The 16,691-nt window shown below is 60.3% G+C and carries 15 protein-coding genes and 1 pseudogene; 6 read left to right on the top strand and 10 right to left on the bottom strand.

What is annotated here, in order from left to right; all coding sequences use genetic code 11:
• Window positions 1-37: 37 nt before the first annotated feature.
• From J3Q04_RS05870 to J3Q04_RS05860, 3 genes and pseudogenes are all read right to left on the bottom strand, one after another.
• A pseudogene (locus tag J3Q04_RS05870) lies at window positions 38-258 on the bottom strand (FmdB family zinc ribbon protein).
• Between the two features lie 124 nt (window positions 259-382).
• Window positions 383-727 carry a ribbon-helix-helix domain-containing protein gene (locus tag J3Q04_RS05865; RefSeq protein ID WP_434560329.1) on the bottom strand — a complete coding sequence of 115 codons (345 nt, stop codon included), beginning with the start codon at window positions 725-727 and terminating at the stop codon, window positions 383-385.
• 204 nt (window positions 728-931) lie between these two features.
• The gene (locus tag J3Q04_RS05860) at window positions 932-1,405 is read right to left on the bottom strand and encodes a Dps family protein (protein ID WP_039591690.1); all 474 of its coding nucleotides are present in this window, start codon (window positions 1,403-1,405) and stop codon (window positions 932-934) included.
• Window positions 1,406-1,784: 379 nt separating this feature from the next.
• Between J3Q04_RS05860 and J3Q04_RS05855 the strand changes: the two genes are divergently transcribed.
• Window positions 1,785-2,390: a cold shock domain-containing protein membrane protein gene (locus tag J3Q04_RS05855; RefSeq protein ID WP_420765259.1), complete on the top strand. Its 606-nt coding sequence runs from the start codon at window positions 1,785-1,787 to the stop codon at window positions 2,388-2,390.
• A 69-nt stretch (window positions 2,391-2,459) separates the two neighbouring features.
• Here the strand turns inward: J3Q04_RS05855 and J3Q04_RS05850 are convergent, their stop codons facing one another.
• Both J3Q04_RS05850 and J3Q04_RS05845 read right to left on the bottom strand, forming a co-directional pair.
• Window positions 2,460-2,666 carry a SlyX family protein gene (locus tag J3Q04_RS05850; protein WP_420765260.1) on the bottom strand — a complete coding sequence of 69 codons (207 nt, stop codon included), beginning with the start codon at window positions 2,664-2,666 and terminating at the stop codon, window positions 2,460-2,462.
• Window positions 2,667-2,670: 4 nt separating this feature from the next.
• On the bottom strand, window positions 2,671-3,096 hold the full coding sequence (locus tag J3Q04_RS05845; protein WP_420765261.1) for an HIT family protein: 426 nt from the start codon (window positions 3,094-3,096) through the stop codon (window positions 2,671-2,673).
• An 801-nt stretch (window positions 3,097-3,897) separates the two neighbouring features.
• Here J3Q04_RS05845 and J3Q04_RS05840 point away from each other — a divergent pair.
• Entirely contained in the window at window positions 3,898-5,241 is a 1,344-nt protein-coding gene (locus tag J3Q04_RS05840) for an OprD family porin (RefSeq protein WP_420765262.1), read from the top strand.
• Between the two features lie 106 nt (window positions 5,242-5,347).
• Here J3Q04_RS05840 and J3Q04_RS05835 read toward each other — a convergent pair whose 3' ends face one another.
• Both J3Q04_RS05835 and J3Q04_RS05830 read right to left on the bottom strand, forming a co-directional pair.
• On the bottom strand, window positions 5,348-6,190 hold the full coding sequence (locus J3Q04_RS05835; RefSeq protein ID WP_420765263.1) for a mechanosensitive ion channel family protein: 843 nt from the start codon (window positions 6,188-6,190) through the stop codon (window positions 5,348-5,350).
• 154 nt (window positions 6,191-6,344) lie between these two features.
• Window positions 6,345-6,830, bottom strand: coding sequence for a YajQ family cyclic di-GMP-binding protein (locus tag J3Q04_RS05830; RefSeq protein WP_003205057.1), 486 nt, complete (start codon window positions 6,828-6,830; stop codon window positions 6,345-6,347).
• 143 nt (window positions 6,831-6,973) lie between these two features.
• Between J3Q04_RS05830 and J3Q04_RS05825 the strand changes: the two genes are divergently transcribed.
• The 3 genes from J3Q04_RS05825 to J3Q04_RS05815 are packed head-to-tail and all read left to right on the top strand — an operon-like array spanning window position 6,974 to window position 10,559.
• The gene (locus tag J3Q04_RS05825; protein WP_420765264.1) at window positions 6,974-7,891 is read left to right on the top strand and encodes a putative 2-dehydropantoate 2-reductase; all 918 of its coding nucleotides are present in this window, start codon (window positions 6,974-6,976) and stop codon (window positions 7,889-7,891) included.
• A gap of 46 nt (window positions 7,892-7,937) precedes the next feature.
• Window positions 7,938-9,974 (top strand): sensor histidine kinase, encoded by a 2,037-nt coding sequence (locus J3Q04_RS05820; RefSeq protein WP_434607450.1) that lies wholly within the window; start codon window positions 7,938-7,940, stop codon window positions 9,972-9,974.
• Window positions 9,975-9,977: 3 nt separating this feature from the next.
• Entirely contained in the window at window positions 9,978-10,559 is a 582-nt protein-coding gene (locus tag J3Q04_RS05815) for a cob(I)yrinic acid a,c-diamide adenosyltransferase (protein ID WP_420765266.1), read from the top strand.
• Window positions 10,560-10,672: 113 nt separating this feature from the next.
• Here the strand turns inward: J3Q04_RS05815 and J3Q04_RS05810 are convergent, their stop codons facing one another.
• The 3 genes from J3Q04_RS05810 to secA all read right to left on the bottom strand — a co-directional run bounded on the left by J3Q04_RS05810 (window position 10,673) and on the right by secA (window position 15,815).
• On the bottom strand, window positions 10,673-11,617 hold the full coding sequence (locus J3Q04_RS05810) for a Nudix family hydrolase (RefSeq protein WP_420765267.1): 945 nt from the start codon (window positions 11,615-11,617) through the stop codon (window positions 10,673-10,675).
• 120 nt (window positions 11,618-11,737) lie between these two features.
• Complete coding sequence (gene argJ, locus J3Q04_RS05805) at window positions 11,738-12,955, bottom strand: bifunctional glutamate N-acetyltransferase/amino-acid acetyltransferase ArgJ (protein ID WP_434607452.1); 1,218 nt, start codon at window positions 12,953-12,955, stop codon at window positions 11,738-11,740.
• 118 nt (window positions 12,956-13,073) lie between these two features.
• Window positions 13,074-15,815 (bottom strand): preprotein translocase subunit SecA, encoded by a 2,742-nt coding sequence (gene secA, locus J3Q04_RS05800; protein ID WP_420765269.1) that lies wholly within the window; start codon window positions 15,813-15,815, stop codon window positions 13,074-13,076.
• A gap of 308 nt (window positions 15,816-16,123) precedes the next feature.
• Between secA and J3Q04_RS05795 the strand changes: the two genes are divergently transcribed.
• The gene (locus J3Q04_RS05795; RefSeq protein ID WP_434607456.1) at window positions 16,124-16,579 is read left to right on the top strand and encodes a DUF721 domain-containing protein; all 456 of its coding nucleotides are present in this window, start codon (window positions 16,124-16,126) and stop codon (window positions 16,577-16,579) included.
• Window positions 16,580-16,691 lie beyond the last annotated feature (112 nt).

Below are 16,691 nucleotides of genomic sequence, written 5' to 3'. Positions count from 1 at the left end.
GAGGCCCTGCCCGTGCAAGAACCCGCGCGTGTTCAACTCAGTCAGCCTTGTCGCCACCGGCCAGGTTCTTCTTGGCGCCGGTCTTGAAGTCGGTTTCATACCAGCCCGTGCCGCCGAGGCGGAAACCAGGCATGGACAGCATCTTTTTCAGCTCCGGCGCCTGGCAGGCGGGGCAATCGACCAGCGGTGCCGCGCTGATTTTTGAATGGCTTCCATCTGATGACCACAGGAAGCACATTGATAGTCGTACATCGGCATGGGGGTTGTCTCGGCGATCAGGTTATTCACGCAAAGCCCGGCTTTGCGGCAAAGAGCGGGATTATATCCATTAAACGCGGCCTGTGCAGCCGTAAGACCGCACAGTCATTGCCGATAATATCGTTCAGCCAAGACCTGGATCACTCCCGTGCATTTCCTTCAGGCTGTGAACCACGCAGACAACGCGCACCAGCCCGCTGAAATTACGCACGCCGCCATGACGCAGGTGGACCTCCCTGTCCACATGGGACAGCAAGGTGCTGACGGAGCAGCTGTTGAGCTGCGCCAGGTCACCGAGAATATCCCAATAGACCTGCTCCAGCCGCAGGCAGGTGGCGAATCCGTTGAGTCGGATGGAGCGGGCCAGCGGCCGCGCCAGTTGCATGTCAAAACCACTGACGAACGGGTCGATCTTCACGGACTGCGGTCGTCCGCGCACACTTTCCCTGGGGTCTTTTCCTTGGATCATACCGTTGACACTCCTTTGCCATACGAACCTCAGTCGGAACAACCGATCTGTGGTGCTATGGAAGCTCAACTGGATCGCCAGTTCCAGATGACTTTTTGACCATCAACGTAGGACAAGCCAACAGGGCGCTGGCGATGAATCATGCGTTCCTACACGCAGTGGCGGGCGATGACACCAACGGCAGCACCATCGCCGGCCCGGGGCTTAGCGATCTTCCAGCAACGAACGCAACATCCACGCGGTTTTTTCGTGAACCTGCATACGCTGCGTCAACAGGTCGGCGGTGGGCTCGTCGCTGACCTTGTCCAATAAAGGAAAGATACCGCGGGCGGTGCGCGTCACCGCTTCCTGCCCCTCGACCAATTGCCGGATCATATCCTCTGCCGCCGGTACGCCCTCTTCCTCCTTGATGGAAGACAAACGCGCATACACCGAATAAGCGCCAGGCGCCGGGAAGCCGAGCGCACGGATTCGCTCGGCGATCGAATCCACCGCCAGCGCCAGCTCGTTGTATTGTTCTTCGAACATCAGGTGCAAGGTGCGGAACATCGGCCCGGTAACGTTCCAGTGGAAGTTGTGGGTCTTGAGGTACAGCACGTAGGTGTCCGACAGCAGCCGCGAAAGTCCGTCGACGATGGACTTGCGATCTTCTTCGCTGATACCGATATCAATTGCCATGGTTGATCTCCTGACGATGGTGAATTCACTCTAGCGGGTGTCGCGGTCGATATCCTGCGACAAATCGCCAGCCATCCTGAACCGACAAGCTGGGACGTCGGACGGTTCCGGCAAGACGGTGAAAATTCAACATCCATTGCCCGTCGCCGGCAAGCGTCCCTCCCATGCCCCTGGCCGACGAACAGCGTGCCGCGCCTCTGTAACACGTTTGAGAAGGCCCCGGCTTTGCTGTTAAATAGGCAGTGTGTCGCTACGCCTATTTTTCCGGGCGTCGCGCATAGGCTGATCCGGGTGCGTGTTCCTACGCCTCTCATTTCTGGAGCGAACCGCCCCCGACCAGCTCTTCCTTGTGATCTGTCTTAACCGTGAGCCAATCAAAATGTTGAAAATCGTCCACTTGCTAATGGGCGCAGCTGCCCTGCTGCTGTCCTTCATCCCTAGCCTGGGTTCCGAAGCCACACCTTACCTGCAACATCCCGACGCGCTGTACCTGGCCTTTTTCGGCCTGCTCAACCTGACCCTGGCACCCGTCATCCCTTACTGGAACAAAGGTCCACGTCATCAACTGCAAAACCTTGTCAGCGGCTTGCTGGTACTGGCTGTTGCCTTGCAAACCCTGTCCCTGCTGGCGCCCATGCCGGAAATCGGCGGCCAACCCGCCATCCTGTCCAGCCTGGCCGCGGCATTGCTCGCTGTCTTGCTGCACCTAGCCGTCAGCTTCTACAAGAAGTCGTCGCCAGCGGCCGCATCACAGAACTACGACATGTCCAACCGCGATACCGGCACCGTGAAGTGGTTCAACACTTCCAAGGGGTTCGGCTTCATTTCCCGCGACTCCGGCGATGACATTTTTGTGCATTTCCGGGCCATTCGTGGCGAAGGCCACCGCGTTCTGGTCGAAGGCCAGCGCGTGGAGTTCTCGGTGATGCATCGCGACAAGGGCCTACAGGCCGAAGACGTGATCGCCGCGCTGCCGCGCCGCTGATCCGGGCGTATAAAAACCGCGACGCAGCCTGGCTGCTCGCGGTTTTTTATCGACTGCCGTTCGGACCGATCAGTAATGCGGCGGTGGCGCGTCTTCCTCGAAGGATTCGAACTGCCCGGCCATTTCCTCCTGGCGCTTGAGTAGCGCCGCCATCTGCAGCTGCAAACGCTCAACGACTCGTTGCTGCTCCACCAGCACGTCATTTAATGCCTGGATAGTGTCATCCTGAAACGCCAGGCGGCTTTCCAGGTCTGTTACGCGCTCTTCAAGATTCATGGTCTCAGCCCTCCAGAAACTTGAAATCATCGGTCAACACCGCTCGCAACCGTTCGCGGATGGCCGCTACCTGCCCGGCATCATAAGGCTGGGCCGGGTGCTTGCCCCAGACCGGCGCCGGCCAGGCGGCATCCTCTCGCTTGCGTACGATCACGTGCATGTGCAATTGACTGACGACGTTACCCAAGGTTGCAACATTCAGCTTGTCGGCATCGAACGAGTCCTTGAGCGTTTCAGCCAGTGCCGTGGTTTCTTTCCACAACTGCGATTGATCAGCGTCATCCAATTGAAACAATTCACTGATATTTTCCCGTCGCGGCACGAGGATGAACCACGGGTAGTTCGAGTCATTGGACAAGAGCAAGCGGCACAGCGGGAAATCGCCGATGGGCAATGTGTCTTGTTGCAATCGTGGATCTAAGGCAAACACCGGCGTACTCCTCGCTCGTTGATCGATGGCCCGATGCGACGCCCTTCGGGCTGCCACCGGACGCAGGCCGCCAGCATACCTGTGAACGGCGCAACGTTCACTGCGCACCAATACCGGGCGCCCGGAATCGTAAAAGCGCATTTTGCAGCTAGCTGGCACAAGCGCTGTTCTCTTTTCGTCCAGCGTTGAGAATTTTTTGCACCAAAACAGCACAATGCGTCTACGCTTTGTGTTCGTGGCATCCGTGTTTTACCCACTGACGGGGTGAACCGGTAACGTTTTTGGTTGTCCCGCGAGGTTTATCGGCTTCAAACATGTCAGCTGCCCAGCAGTCAACCCCATTTAAAACAAGGCCTTTGGAGCCCGGTTTCATGAGGTTTCGCCGCAACCGCAGCTAAAATGTGAAAAAAATGTGAACGAAAACCGGGTTTGTGCATGCTTGTTGCATTCATGCCCATATCGCCTACAGGGCATCGCCGGACGCGAAACCTGCAGGCATGAGAATTAAAGTGGCAAGGCTGCCCTCAGGAGCTTCAAGCGTTGTACTTATGGACTCTTTACGCCGATGGTGGAAAAAAGAGCAACTTGAAGTTGTCTTCCACCTACCTCGGAGCAGCTGAATTACGACATGGATCGAGCCATTGGCGACATGGTCGTAAAGAAGCTGAAAGGTTGAATGGGCAAGTATCGCCAAAGAATGTCGGCGTGATATAAGTTTGCGCCGACACAAAAAGAAAGAGCCGCCCAGATAATAAAACAGGTGGGACGGCAGTACTCTTAAAACCAAAGGAGCAAATCACGATGCGCGTGATGAAGTGGAGCATGATCGCACTGGCCGTTGCTGCAGCAGCCAGTACTCAAATGGCTACGGCCGCACCTTTCGTAAGTGACCAGTCTGAAGCCAAAGGCTTTGTCGAAGACGCAAAGTTCGACTTGCTGCTGCGCAACTATTACTTCAACCGTGATAACAAAAACGGTGGCAACGACCAGAAAGACTGGACCCAGGGTATCTGGGGCAACTTCAGCTCCGGCTACACCCAAGGTACTGTTGGCGTCGGCGTCGATGCATTCGGTTACCTGGCGTTGAAACTGGACGGTGGCGACGGCACCGGCGGCACCGGCAACATGAGCCGCGACGCCGATGGCGATGTAAACGACAGCCAGGGCAAGGCCGGCGCAGCGATCAAATTCCGCGTCTCCAAGACCGAGCTGAAAGTCGGTGACATGCAGCCAAGCACTGCTCCAGTGTTTGCCGTTGGCGGTTCCCGTATCCTTCCTCAAACTGCCAGCGGTTTCCAACTGCAGAGCAGCGAAGTCAAAGACCTTGACCTCGAAGCCGGTCACTTCTACTCGGGTACCAGCCAGGATCGTAACTCCCGCAATGGCGGCCTGTACGCAACCTACGCTGGCGTCGAAGCCAACACCATCGACTACCTGGGCGGCAAATACGCGATCAGCGACAACCTGAGCGCATCGCTGTACGGCGCCAAGCTGGAAGACATCTGGAACCAGTACTACGCCAACCTGAACTACACCATCCCAATGGGTGGCGATCAGTCGTTGAACCTGGACGGTAACATCTACCGCACCACCGATGCCGGCAGCGCCGAAGCCGGTGACATCAGCAACACGACGTTCTCCCTGGCAGCTGCTTTCTCGTTCCTGAAAGCACACACCATCACCGTGGCCTTCCAGAAGGTCAACGGCGACACGCCGTTCGACTACATCGGCGTGGGCAAGAACAACCGCGGCGGCGACTCGATCTTCCTCGCCAACTCCATCCAGTACTCCGACTTCAACGCGCCTAACGAGAAATCTGCCCAGATCCGTTATGACCTGAAAATGGCTGAGTACGGCGTTCCTGGTCTGAGCTTCATGACCCGCTACGTTAAGGGTTGGGACATTGATGGTACCGATCTGCCTGCTAACAGCGTATACCGCGACGAGGACGGCAACCCTCTGTACGGCAATAACGGCAAGCACAACGAAACCAACTTCGAAGCCAAGTACGTTGTCCAGTCTGGCCCAGCGAAAGACCTCTCCTTCCGCATTCGTCAAGCTTGGCACTACGCTAACGAAGACGAAGGCGAAGGCGACGTGAAAGAGTTCCGCCTGATCGTTGACTACCCGATTTCGGTTCTGTAATTGCCGAAAGTCAGTTTGCGGTAATCAAAAAAAGGCCCATCTTCGGATGGGCCTTTTTTATGCTCGCTACTTTTGGATGCCTGGTCGGGTCCGACAAGCGAAGCGGTTACGCCGACGTGGATTCATGAACCATCCGAATCACCCGCTGCGGAAACGGAATATCAATGCCCGCCTCCTTCAAGCGGTCCCGCGCCTGTTCGTTAAGCATGAACATCACGTTCCAGTAATCCGCGGTCTTGACCCAGATACGCAGGGAAACCGTGATCGAGCTATCGCCCAAGGTCGAAATCACCGCTTCTGGCGCAGGATCAGCCAATACGCGCTCGTCCTTGGCCAACTCCAGCAATACTTCCCGAGCCTTTTGCAGGTCGGCCTGATAATCCACGCCCACGTCGAACACGACTTTGCGGGTGGGCTGGCGATTGGTGTTGGTGATGATGCCGTTCGACAGGTTGCCGTTCGGCACGATAACTGTCTTGTTGTCACCGGTACGCAGCACCGTGTGGAAGATCTGGATACTGTCGACCGTGCCGGCCACGCCTTGGGCTTCGATCCAATCGCCAATGCGGAACGGACGGAACAGCAAAATCAGCACGCCGCCGGCGAAGTTCGCCAGGCTGCCCTGCAAGGCCAGGCCAATCGCCAGGCCTGCCGCACCAATGGCCGCTACGAACGACGTGGTTTCCACGCCAATCATCGACGCGACGCTGACGATCAGCAATATCTTGAGGATGATGTTTGCCAGGGTACCGATGAACCCTTGCAAGGCGAGGTCGGCGTTGCGCAAAGCCAAAAGCGCCCCGAGTTTCTGCGTAACCTTGTTGATCAGCCACCAACCGATGGCCAGGGTAACGATTGCCAGCAGTACACGACTGCCGTACTCCATGATCATCGGTATCCAAGCCTGGGAAGCCTTGACCAGGTGGTCCACTTCAGCGTTCAAGTCCATCGTGTTCTCCTTTTTCCCGTTGCACGCAACACCCGTGCAAACACTGTGTGGCCAAACATCGCCTCCGCTGGTTATCCAGCAGCGCCTTTTTGATGGGTCGCTGCCTTACCGGCGGGAGCAGCATCTGGCCACTGTCATTGCGAACAGCCTGGTGTCAGTCGCGGAAGTTATTGAACTGTAGCGGCATGCCGAACTCCTTGCCGCGCAGCGCGGCGATGGCTTCCTGCAAGTCGTCACGCTTCTTGCCGGTCACCCGCACCTGCTCGCCCTGGATGGCGGCCTGGACCTTGAGCTTGGCGTCCTTGATGTGGGCAACGATCTTCTTTGCCAGTTCCTTGTCGATGCCTTCCTTGAGCACGGCTTCCTGCTTCATCAGCTTGCCCGACGCATAGGCGTCCTTGACTTCAAGGCACTGCACATCGATCTTGCGCTTGACCAGCGCCAGCTTGAGGATTTCGATCATCGCCTCAAGCTGGAAGTCGGCCTCGGCGGTCAGGTTGACAGTCAGATCCTTTTCCTTGAACTCGAAGCTGCCCTTGCCCTTGAGGTCATACCGACGGTCGAGTTCCTTGACGGCGTTTTCAACGGCGTTGGTGACTTCGTGCTTGTCCAGTTCGGATACCACGTCGAATGACGGCATGTAGTGTTCTCCAAATAAAAAGGCGCGCTCATGACAAAGGCGCGCACTTGGCTTGTGGTTAAAATCGGGCTCATTATAACGGGTCTTTTCCCGCCGTTACCGCGAGCCCTTCAGATGCCTGCGCCAAACCGAGTAAAAAACTGATGTCCACCACCTGGCATGTCCTGGGAGCCGGCAGCCTCGGCACGTTATGGGCGACGCGCCTGGCCCGGGCCGGCCTGCCGGTGCGGCTGGTGCTGCGCAATGAAAAGCGGTTGCAGGCTTACCGCGAGGCCGGCGGCCTGACCTTGGTGGAACAAGGCCAGGCGCAGTGCTACCCGGTGCCCGGCGAAACCGCGCAAGGCACCGAGCCTGTTCAGCGGCTGCTCCTGGCGTGCAAGGCCTACGACGCGGAAGCAGCCGTGGCTTCGATTGCCCATCGACTGGGCGCCGAGTCGGAACTGATCCTGTTGCAGAACGGCCTCGGCAGCCAGGACGCCGTGGCGAACCGCGTGCCCCAGGCCCGCTGCATCAGCGCTTCCAGCACCGAAGGCGCGTTTCGCGATGGCGATTGGCGCGTGGTGTTCGCCGGCCACGGCTTCACCTGGCTGGGCGATCCGGCCCAGCCGGTGGCACCGGTCTGGCTGGATGACTTGGCCGCCGCCGGCATCCCCCATGAATGGAGCGCCGATATCCTCACCCGCCTTTGGCGCAAACTGGCCCTCAACTGTGCGATCAACCCACTCACGGTACTGCACCATTGTAAGAACGGTGGCCTGCAGGACCACCGCTGCGAAGTGGCGACCCTTTGCGCCGAACTCACCGACCTGCTTGAACGCTGCGGCCAGCCTGCGGCGGCCGAAGACTTGCAGACGGAAGTCGAACGGGTGATCCAGGCCACCGCCGCCAATTATTCCTCGATGTACCAGGACGTCGCCAACCAGCGGCGCACCGAAATCAGCTACCTGCTCGGCCATGCCTGCGCGGTCGCCCAGCGGCATGGCGTGGCGGTGCCGCATCTCGGACAAATGCGCGAGCGACTGATCGCCCACCTGCACAACCTTGGATTGCCCAGCGACTGAGCAGCGGCTACGCTGGCCCTCGTATTCCTTGTTAGCGACGAGTCCGATGCCATTGCGCCAGCGCCTTGAAAATCTACCGGTCGGCCAGAAACTGCTGGCGGCCCTGTTGGTGTTGTTGACCACCGTTTTGCTGGTGGCCAACCTGACCTTCATCAGCGCGGCCTATTACATTTCCCAGGAAAGCATGGCCCCCCAGGCGTTGCAGACCATTGGCCGGCTGGTGGCCAACCCGAGCCTGATCGCCGACGCGCTGCAATCGCCGCAAAGCGCGCAACGCCTGCTCGATGAGCTCAACAGCTACGCCCCGCTGCGAGCAGCGGCACTCTACGATGGACAAGGCGAACGGCTGGCCCAGCTGCAACAGGGCGAAAAACTCAGGCTGCCGGAACATTTCCGCCACATGCAAACCTGGCAGGCCGGCGAGTTTCGCAGCAACCAGGTCATTACCCTGCCCCGTCCCGGCACCACGCCGGGCCATCTCTTGCTGGTCGCCAGCAGCGAATTGCCCACCGCGTTCTACACCGGCACGTTGACCGCCAGCCTCGGCATCCTCATCTTCAGCGTGCTGCTGTGGCTGGTCATTGCCCAGCAGATCAAGCGGCTGATCACCCAACCGATCCACCAGCTCGAAGAGTTGTCGCGCCAGGTGACCCGCGAGGAAAACTATTCCCTGCGCGCCGCCCGGGGCAACCACGACGAAATCGGCAGCCTGGCCGAGGCGTTCAACACCATGCTGTCGCGCATCGAAGCCCGCGAACAGCAACTCAAGCGAGCCCGTGACGATTCCCAGGCCGCCTATGACCAAGCCCAGGGGCTGGCGGAGGAAACCCGCCACACCAACCGCAAGCTGGAACTGGAAGTCCAGGTGCGCAGCAAGATCGAGAAAAAACTCACCGGCTTCCAAAACTACCTCAACAGCATCATCGACTCCATGCCGTCGGCCCTGATCGCCCTCGACGAACAGCTCTACGTCACCCAATGGAACCAGGAAGCCAGCGCGCTCTCCGGCACACGATTGGACGAAGCGCTGAACCAGCCGATCTTCCTCGCCTTCGAACCGCTCAAGCCCTATCTGCCACAGCTCAAGCAGACGGTCGAGCAGCACACCGTGGCCAAGATCGAGCGTGTCACCTGGACCAAGGACGACGAAGCCCGGCACTACGCCCTCACGTTCTATCCGTTGATGGGCGGTGCCGGGCGGGGCGTGGTGATCCGTATCGATGACATTACCCAGCGCTTGTCGCTGGAAGAAATGATGGTGCAATCGGAGAAGATGCTCTCGGTCGGTGGCCTCGCGGCGGGCATGGCCCATGAGATCAATAATCCGCTTGGAGCGATCCTGCACAACGTGCAGAACATCCGCCGACGCCTGTCGGCGGAACTGCCGAAGAACCTCGAACAGGCCGAGCAGTTGGGCATCGAGTTGCCGGTGATCTACCGTTACCTGGAGAGCCGGGAAATCCCGCAACTGCTCGACGGCATCCAGCAGGCCGGTGCCCGGGCCGCGAAGATCGTCACCCACATGCTCAGCTTCAGTCGACGCAGCACCCGGCAGATGGCCCCCTGCGACTTGCCCGCTTTGATCGACCAGGCCGTGGAGATTGCCGGCAACGATTTCGACCTGGCGATCGGTTTCGACTTCAAGGGCCAGGCCATCATCCGTCAGTTCGACCCGAACCTGGGGCCGGTGCCCGGCACCGCCAACGAACTGGAGCAGGTGCTGCTCAACCTGCTGAAAAACGCTGCCCAGGCCATCCATCAGCGCCAGGACGACGGCGAGCCCGGCCGTATTATCCTGCGTACCCGGCTGAATCCACCGTGGGCGGAAATCCAGATCGAGGACAACGGCATCGGCATGAGCGAGAACGTGCGCAAACGCACCTTCGAACCGTTCTTTACCACCAAGGAAATCGGCCAGGGCACGGGCCTCGGGCTGTCGGTCTCGTATTTCATCATCACCAACAACCACAAGGGCCAGATGGAAGTGCAATCCGCGCCAGGCCAGGGCACTTGCTTCACCCTGCGCCTGCCGCTGGCGGGCACTTCGATCGTGGCCCAGGAACACAAGCAAGTGGAGCGCTGAACAATGGGTTTTCGCCTGTCGAAGATTTACACCCGCACCGGTGACAAAGGTGAAACCGGGCTGGGGGATGGTCGCCGCGTGGCGAAGGACCACCCGCGGGTCGAGGCGATCGGCGAAGTGGATACGTTGAACAGCCAGTTGGGCCTGTTGCTGGCCGGTCTGGCCGAGGAAACGGCCCGGCATCCCGCGCTGGAAGACGTCATCACCGTGTTGGCGCCATGTCAGCACCGCTTGTTCGACCTGGGCGGTGAATTGGCGATGCCGGCTTACCAGGCTTTGGACAACGCGGAAGTCGAACGGCTGGAAGCGGCTATCGACGTATGGAATGAAGAGCTCGGGCCGCTGGAAAATTTCATCCTGCCCGGCGGCTCTTCCCTGATCGCCCAAGCCCACGTCTGCCGAAGCATGGCCCGCAGCGCCGAGCGTCGTTGCCAGCAATTGAACGCAGTGGAGCCGCTGGCCGGGCCGGGGCTGGCCTACATCAATCGGTTGTCGGATCTGTTGTTCGTGGCCGCGCGGCTCATTGCCCGGCGCCAAGGGGTGGCTGAGGTACTTTGGGAGGCGGCGACCAAGCCTGGAAGCTGATCTGTCAGTCCGCCATCGCGAGCAAGCTCGCTCCCACAGGGGTTTTGTGACCGCCAAAAATCCAATGTGGGAGCGAGCTTGCTCGCGATGGCGTCAGTTGTTGCACCACACTCTCACGCCTCAGGCCAAAACGCCCGAATCCCCGCCACGCCCTGAGCCCCGGCGTCCCATGCCTTTTGCCGCTCATCCGGCCCTACTCCGCCCAACAGGTAGACCGGCCTGTCGAAGCCCTCGATCAACCGCGCCGCTTCGTCCCATCCCAGCGGCTTGGCATCGGGATGGGTCTGGGTCGGCTGCACCGGCGAGAGCGTCACGAAATCCACGTCCATCTGCTGCGCCAGGGACAGCTCTTCTGCGTTATGGCACGAGGCTGCCAGCCAGCGATCCTTGCCGAACGGTCGACCGGCCGCCGCATGCTTGCGCAGTTGTGCGGCGGTGATGTGCCAGCCGGCCGACGGGAAATCCCCCAGCCATTCGAACGGCCCCTTGAGCATCAGCTGGGCCTTGCCGGCACACAACCCCACCGCGTCCACCGCCAGATCACGGTATTGCGGATCGTAGCCGTTGGGCGCGCGCAGTTGGACCAGCTTGATCCCACCCCCGATCGCCTTCTGCAAGCCGCGCAGCAAGGCCGGCGTTTCGAGGCCTTCGGGCGTAATCAGGTACTCGCCCGGCAAACGGGCCGCCGCGACGATCGGCTGATTGGCCGCCGGAAATTCATAATTCGTCAACTCACGGGCCGTCACCCAGGCCAACGGCTGGCCTTCGGCACCGTGGGGCTCGCCACTGAACGCCGAGACTTCCCAGACGTCCAGCAACACCTGCTTGTCCGGGTAGTCATGACGCACCTTGATCAGCGGCCGAGCGGCGCCGACAACGATGCCCAATTCTTCATGAAGCTCCCGGGCCAGGGCGATCTCGACGGATTCATCCGCCTCGACCTTGCCGCCAGGAAACTCCCACAGGCCACCTTGGTGCTGGGTATCGGCCCGCCGGGCGATCAGGATTCTGCTGGCGGCATCGCGAATGACCGCCGCCGCTACGTGGATTCGTTTCACCGCGCTATTCCTCAGCGTTGATGGAGTCGGTTCCGGCCCATCGCGAGCAAGCTCGCTCCCACACGAACGACACTGTTGCCCTGTGGGAGCGAGCTTGCTCGCGATAGGAGCGCCTCGGTCTTAAGTCCGATACTCAGCGTTGATCTTTACGTACTCGTGGGACAGGTCAGTGGTCCAGATGGTTTCGCTGCAATCACCCCGTCCCAGCTCGATGCGGATAGTGATCTCTTCCTGCTGCATCACGGCCGCGCCCTGGGCTTCGGTGTAGGTTGCGGCGCGGGCGCCCTGGCTGGCGATGCACACTTCGCCAAGGAACACGTCGATCTTGCTCACGTCCAGCTCAGGCACGCCGGCACGGCCGACAGCGGCGAGGATACGGCCCCAGTTCGGGTCGGAGGCGAACAATGCGGTCTTGATCAGTGGCGAGTGCGCCACGGTGTAGCCGACGTCCAGACATTCCTGGTGATTGCCCCCACCATTGACCTGCACGGTCACGAACTTGGTCGCGCCTTCGCCGTCACGGACGATGGCCTGGGCCACTTCCATGCACACTTCGAACACCGCCTGCTTGAGGGCCATGAACAGCGGGCCGCTGGCCTCGGTGATCTGCGGCAGGTTGGCCTTGCCAGTGGCGATCAGCATGCAGCAGTCATTGGTAGACGTGTCGCCGTCGATGGTGATGCGGTTGAACGACTTGTTGGCGCCGTCGAGCATCAGGTCTTGCAGCACCTGGCGCGAAACCTTGGCGTCGGTGGCGATGTAGCCTAGCATGGTCGCCATGTTCGGGCGGATCATGCCGGCGCCTTTGCTGATGCCGGTGACCGTGACGGTGACGCCGTCGTGCTGGAACTGGCGGCTCGCGCCCTTGGGCAGGGTGTCAGTGGTCATGATGCCGCTGGCGGCGGCGGCCCAGTTGTTTTCCGAGAGGTCATCAAGGGCGGCTTGCAACGCGCCTTCGATTTTCTCGACCGGCAGTGGTTCGCCGATTACACCGGTGGAGTAAGGCAGTACCTGGTTGGCGTCGACGCCCGTCAGTTCAGCCAGCTTGGCGCAGGTGCGCTCGGCGGCGGCCAGGCCTGGCGCGCCGGTGCCGGCATTGGCGTTACCGGTGTTGGTCAGCAGGTAACGCACCGGTCCCTGCACGCGTTGCTTGGCCAGGATCACCGGCGCGGCGCAGAACGCATTGAGGGTAAACACGCCCGCGACCGTCGAACCCTCGGCGCAACGCATCACCACCACATCCTTGCGCCCGGGGCGCTTGATGCCCGCCGAGGCGATACCGAGTTCAAAACCGGCAACCGGGTGCAACGTTGGCAACGGACCAAGACCAACAGCCATGAATGCGCTCCTTAATAGATAAATCGACGCCGTCTTCATCGAAACGGCGAATCAAATGGCAAAACGCCGCGACAGGGGTTACCTGTCGCGGCGCGGGTCGTTCAGCGTTGAAACGGGATTATTGAATCTGCCCGTGGCAATGCTTGTATTTCTTGCCCGAGCCGCAATAGCACAGCTCGTTACGGCCCAGCTTCTGCTCGTTGCGCACCGGCGCGGTGGCCAGTGCAACATCCACGTCGACACCTTCTTCCATCGCCTGGGCCACTTCCAGCCCTGGCGCTTCGGCGTGTTCGAACTGCATGCGGGCAGCCAAGGCTTCGGCTTCCTGGCGCAGGCGAGCTTCTTCTTCAACCGGGTCTTCGCGGCGAACCTGAACGTGGGACAGCACACGAATCGAGTCGCGCTTGATGGAATCCAGCAGCTCGGAGAACAGCGTGAAGGACTCGCGCTTGTATTCCTGCTTCGGGTTCTTCTGGGCGTAGCCGCGCAAGTGAATACCGTGGCGCAGGTGATCCATGGTCGACAAGTGGTCTTTCCACAGGTCGTCCAGCACGCGCAGAACGATCTGCTTCTCGAAGGAACGCAGCGCCTCGGCGCCGGCCTGGTCTTCTTTTTCGTTGTACGCGGCGATCAGTTCGGCCAGCAGCTTCTCGCGCAGGGTTTCCTCGTACAGGTGATCGTCTTCGTCGAGCCACTGCTGGATCGGCAACGACACGCCAAAATCGCTGCGCAGGGAGGCTTCCAACCCTGCGACGTCCCACTGTTCCGGCAACGATTGCGGCGGGATGTGGGCGCTGATGGTCGCGTCGAGCACCTCACGACGGAAATCGGCGATGGTTTCGCCAATGTCGTCGGCGGCCAACAAGCTGTTGCGCATGTGATAGATCACTTTACGCTGCTCGTTGTTGACGTCGTCGAACTCCAGCAATTGCTTGCGGATATCGAAGTTGCGGCCTTCGACCTTGCGCTGGGCCTTTTCGATGGCGTTGGTCACCATGCGGTGCTCGATCGCCTCGCCTGGCTGCATGCCCAGGGCCTTCATGAAGTTCTTCACCCGGTCAGAGGCGAAGATGCGCATCAGGCTGTCTTCCAGGGACAGGTAGAAGCGGCTGGAGCCTGCGTCACCCTGGCGACCGGCACGGCCACGCAGCTGGTTGTCGATACGGCGGGATTCGTGACGCTCGGAAGCGATCACCTGCAAGCCGCCGGATTCGAGCACTTGCTGGTGACGCTTCTGCCAGTCGGCCTTGATCTGCGCGATCTGCTCGGGGGTCGGGTTTTCCAGGGAAGCGACTTCCACTTCCCAGTTGCCGCCCAGCAGGATGTCGGTACCACGGCCGGCCATGTTGGTGGCGATGGTCAACGCACCCGGGCGACCGGCCTGGGCGATGATCTCGGCTTCCTTCTCGTGGAACTTGGCGTTCAGGACCTTGTGCTCGATGCCTTCCTTGGTGAGCAGGTTGGACATGTGCTCGGAGGTCTCGATGGTGGCGGTGCCCACCAGGATAGGACGGCCCTGGGCCATGCCTTCCTTGATGTCATTGATGATCGCCGCGTATTTCTCTTCGGCGGTCAGGAACACAAGGTCGTTATAGTCTTTGCGCGCCAGCGGCTTGTTCGGCGGAATCACCACCACTTGCAGGCCGTAGATCTGGTGGAACTCGAACGCTTCGGTGTCAGCGGTACCGGTCATGCCGGACAGCTTGTTGTACAGGCGGAAGTAGTTCTGGAAGGTGGTGGAGGCCAGGGTCTGGCTCTCGGCCTGGATGTTCAGACCTTCCTTGGCCTCGATGGCCTGGTGCAGGCCTTCGGACAGGCGACGGCCCGGCATGGTGCGGCCGGTGTGCTCGTCCACCAGCACGACCTGGCCGTCCTGCACGATGTATTCGACATTGCGGTGGAAAAGCTTGTGGGCACGCAAGCCGGCATAGACGTGGGTCAGCAGGCCCAGGTTATGGGCCGAGTACAGGCTTTCGCCTTCTGCCAGCAGGCCGACGCGGGTCAGCATCTCTTCGATGAACTGGTGGCCGGATTCGTTGAGCTCGACCTGGCGGGTCTTCTCGTCGACGGTGTAGTGACCGGCCTGAGTGACTTCGCCCTCGACCTCTTCCACGTGCAGCTTGAGCTGCGGGATCAACTTGTTGATCTCGATGTACAGCTTGGAGCTGTCCTCGGCCTGACCGGAAATGATCAGCGGGGTACGGGCTTCGTCGATGAGGATGGAGTCGACTTCGTCGATGACGGCAAAGTTGAGTTCACGCTGGAATTTTTCTTCCATGCTGAACGCCATGTTGTCGCGCAGGTAATCGAAGCCGAATTCGTTGTTGGTGCCGTAGGTGATGTCCGAGGCGTAGGCGGCGCGTTTCTCTTCCGGCGGCTGGAACGGCGTGACGACGCCGACGGTCAGGCCGAGGAACTCGTAGAGCGGGCGCATCCAGTTGGCGTCGCGGCGGGCCAGGTAATCGTTGACCGTGACCACGTGTACGCCCTTGCCGGACAATGCATTGAGATACACCGCCAGGGTCGCCACGAGGGTCTTGCCCTCACCGGTACGCATTTCGGCGATCTTGCCTTCGTGCAAGGTCATGCCGCCGATCAACTGGACGTCGAAGTGACGCATGCCCATGACCCGCTTGCCGGCTTCGCGGCAGACCGCAAAGGCTTCGGGCAGGATCTGGTCAAGGGTCTCACCCTTGGCGATGCGGTCCTTGAATTCGGCGGTCTTGGCGCGTAACTGATCGTCCGAAAGGGCCACCATTTGCTCTTCGAAGGCATTGACGATCTGTACCGTCTTGAGCATGCGCTTGACTTCACGCTCATTCTTGCTTCCAAAAAGTTTCTTTAACAAAGGCGCAAACATATCGGCAGGATCTTCCACACTAAAGGGATGGAGGGCGGCCCCGTGAGTCGCCCGTGCAGCCCTCATGGCCGCATGCGAACGAGCATTCTACCCGGAAACGATGGTGAGGAAAGTGGCGTTATTCCACGATGCTGGCACAGCGCTGTGACGGGGCCTCCCTAAAATAAGGGCTTTTGCGCGAACTTCAACCCACAAAGCGCATAAGTTACTTATTGATTGTGTGGGATTAAAGCCGCTGGGCGACAGGGCGGCGGGGCGACCGGTGCTTCTGCTACCATGGCGCCTCTGTCATTTTGCGGTATTCAACCATGGCCTTCCGCCCTCTTCCAGCCAAGGCGCCCGCCGTTCTGCTGCGCGAAGCCAAGCCGCTGAAAGCCATTTTCGGCCACGCCAGGCGCCTCGGTCATCTGCAACGGCTGGTGGACAGCCAGTTGCAGCCCGCCGCGCGTGAGCATTGCCACGTAGCGTCCTGGCGCGAAGGCAGCTTGTTGCTGATCGTCACTGACGGCCATTGGGCCACGCGCCTGCGCTACCAACAGAAGCGCCTGCTGCGTCAATTGCAGGCATTCGATGAATTCGCCAACCTGACGCGGATCCTGTTCAAGGTCCAGCCGCCGACCATACAGGCCGGCGCCAAGGGACATACCCTGGACCTGTCCACCGACGCGGCCGCGACCATCCAGGCCACCGCCGAGGGCATCAGCGACCCTAACCTGAAGGCGGCGCTGGAGCGGTTGGCGGCACATGCGCGGCCCAAGGATTGAGATTTCCGGCGCCTGTTAGATAGCTATCGCGAGCAAGCTCGCTCCCACAGGGGATCTGGCGAACACAAATTTTGTATCTGGCAGAAACCTACTGTGGGAGCGAGCCTGCTCG

Origin of the sequence: Pseudomonas sp. D4-21 (assembly GCF_051132125.1) — a bacterium.
Lineage (GTDB): Bacteria > Pseudomonadota > Gammaproteobacteria > Pseudomonadales > Pseudomonadaceae > Aquipseudomonas.
This window is presented reverse-complemented; position numbering and strand designations above follow the sequence as displayed.

Excerpts from the sequence above, each read along its gene's own strand:
- J3Q04_RS05850 (WP_420765260.1), bottom strand. The coding sequence starts at position 2,666 with ATGAATCTTGAAGAGCGCGTAACAGACCTGGAAAGCCGCCTGGCGTTT.
- J3Q04_RS05820 (WP_434607450.1), top strand. The coding sequence starts at position 7,938 with ATGCCATTGCGCCAGCGCCTTGAAAATCTACCGGTCGGCCAGAAACTG.
- J3Q04_RS05855 (WP_420765259.1), top strand. The coding sequence starts at position 1,785 with ATGTTGAAAATCGTCCACTTGCTAATGGGCGCAGCTGCCCTGCTGCTG.
- J3Q04_RS05825 (WP_420765264.1), top strand. The coding sequence starts at position 6,974 with ATGTCCACCACCTGGCATGTCCTGGGAGCCGGCAGCCTCGGCACGTTA.
- J3Q04_RS05835 (WP_420765263.1), bottom strand. The coding sequence starts at position 6,190 with ATGGACTTGAACGCTGAAGTGGACCACCTGGTCAAGGCTTCCCAGGCT.
- argJ (WP_434607452.1), bottom strand. The coding sequence starts at position 12,955 with ATGGCTGTTGGTCTTGGTCCGTTGCCAACGTTGCACCCGGTTGCCGGT.
- J3Q04_RS05865 (WP_434560329.1), bottom strand. The coding sequence starts at position 727 with ATGATCCAAGGAAAAGACCCCAGGGAAAGTGTGCGCGGACGACCGCAG.
- secA (WP_420765269.1), bottom strand. The coding sequence starts at position 15,815 with ATGTTTGCGCCTTTGTTAAAGAAACTTTTTGGAAGCAAGAATGAGCGT.
- J3Q04_RS05795 (WP_434607456.1), top strand. The coding sequence starts at position 16,124 with ATGGCCTTCCGCCCTCTTCCAGCCAAGGCGCCCGCCGTTCTGCTGCGC.
- J3Q04_RS05815 (WP_420765266.1), top strand. The coding sequence starts at position 9,978 with ATGGGTTTTCGCCTGTCGAAGATTTACACCCGCACCGGTGACAAAGGT.
- J3Q04_RS05840 (WP_420765262.1), top strand. The coding sequence starts at position 3,898 with ATGCGCGTGATGAAGTGGAGCATGATCGCACTGGCCGTTGCTGCAGCA.
- J3Q04_RS05860 (WP_039591690.1), bottom strand. The coding sequence starts at position 1,405 with ATGGCAATTGATATCGGTATCAGCGAAGAAGATCGCAAGTCCATCGTC.
- J3Q04_RS05830 (WP_003205057.1), bottom strand. The coding sequence starts at position 6,830 with ATGCCGTCATTCGACGTGGTATCCGAACTGGACAAGCACGAAGTCACC.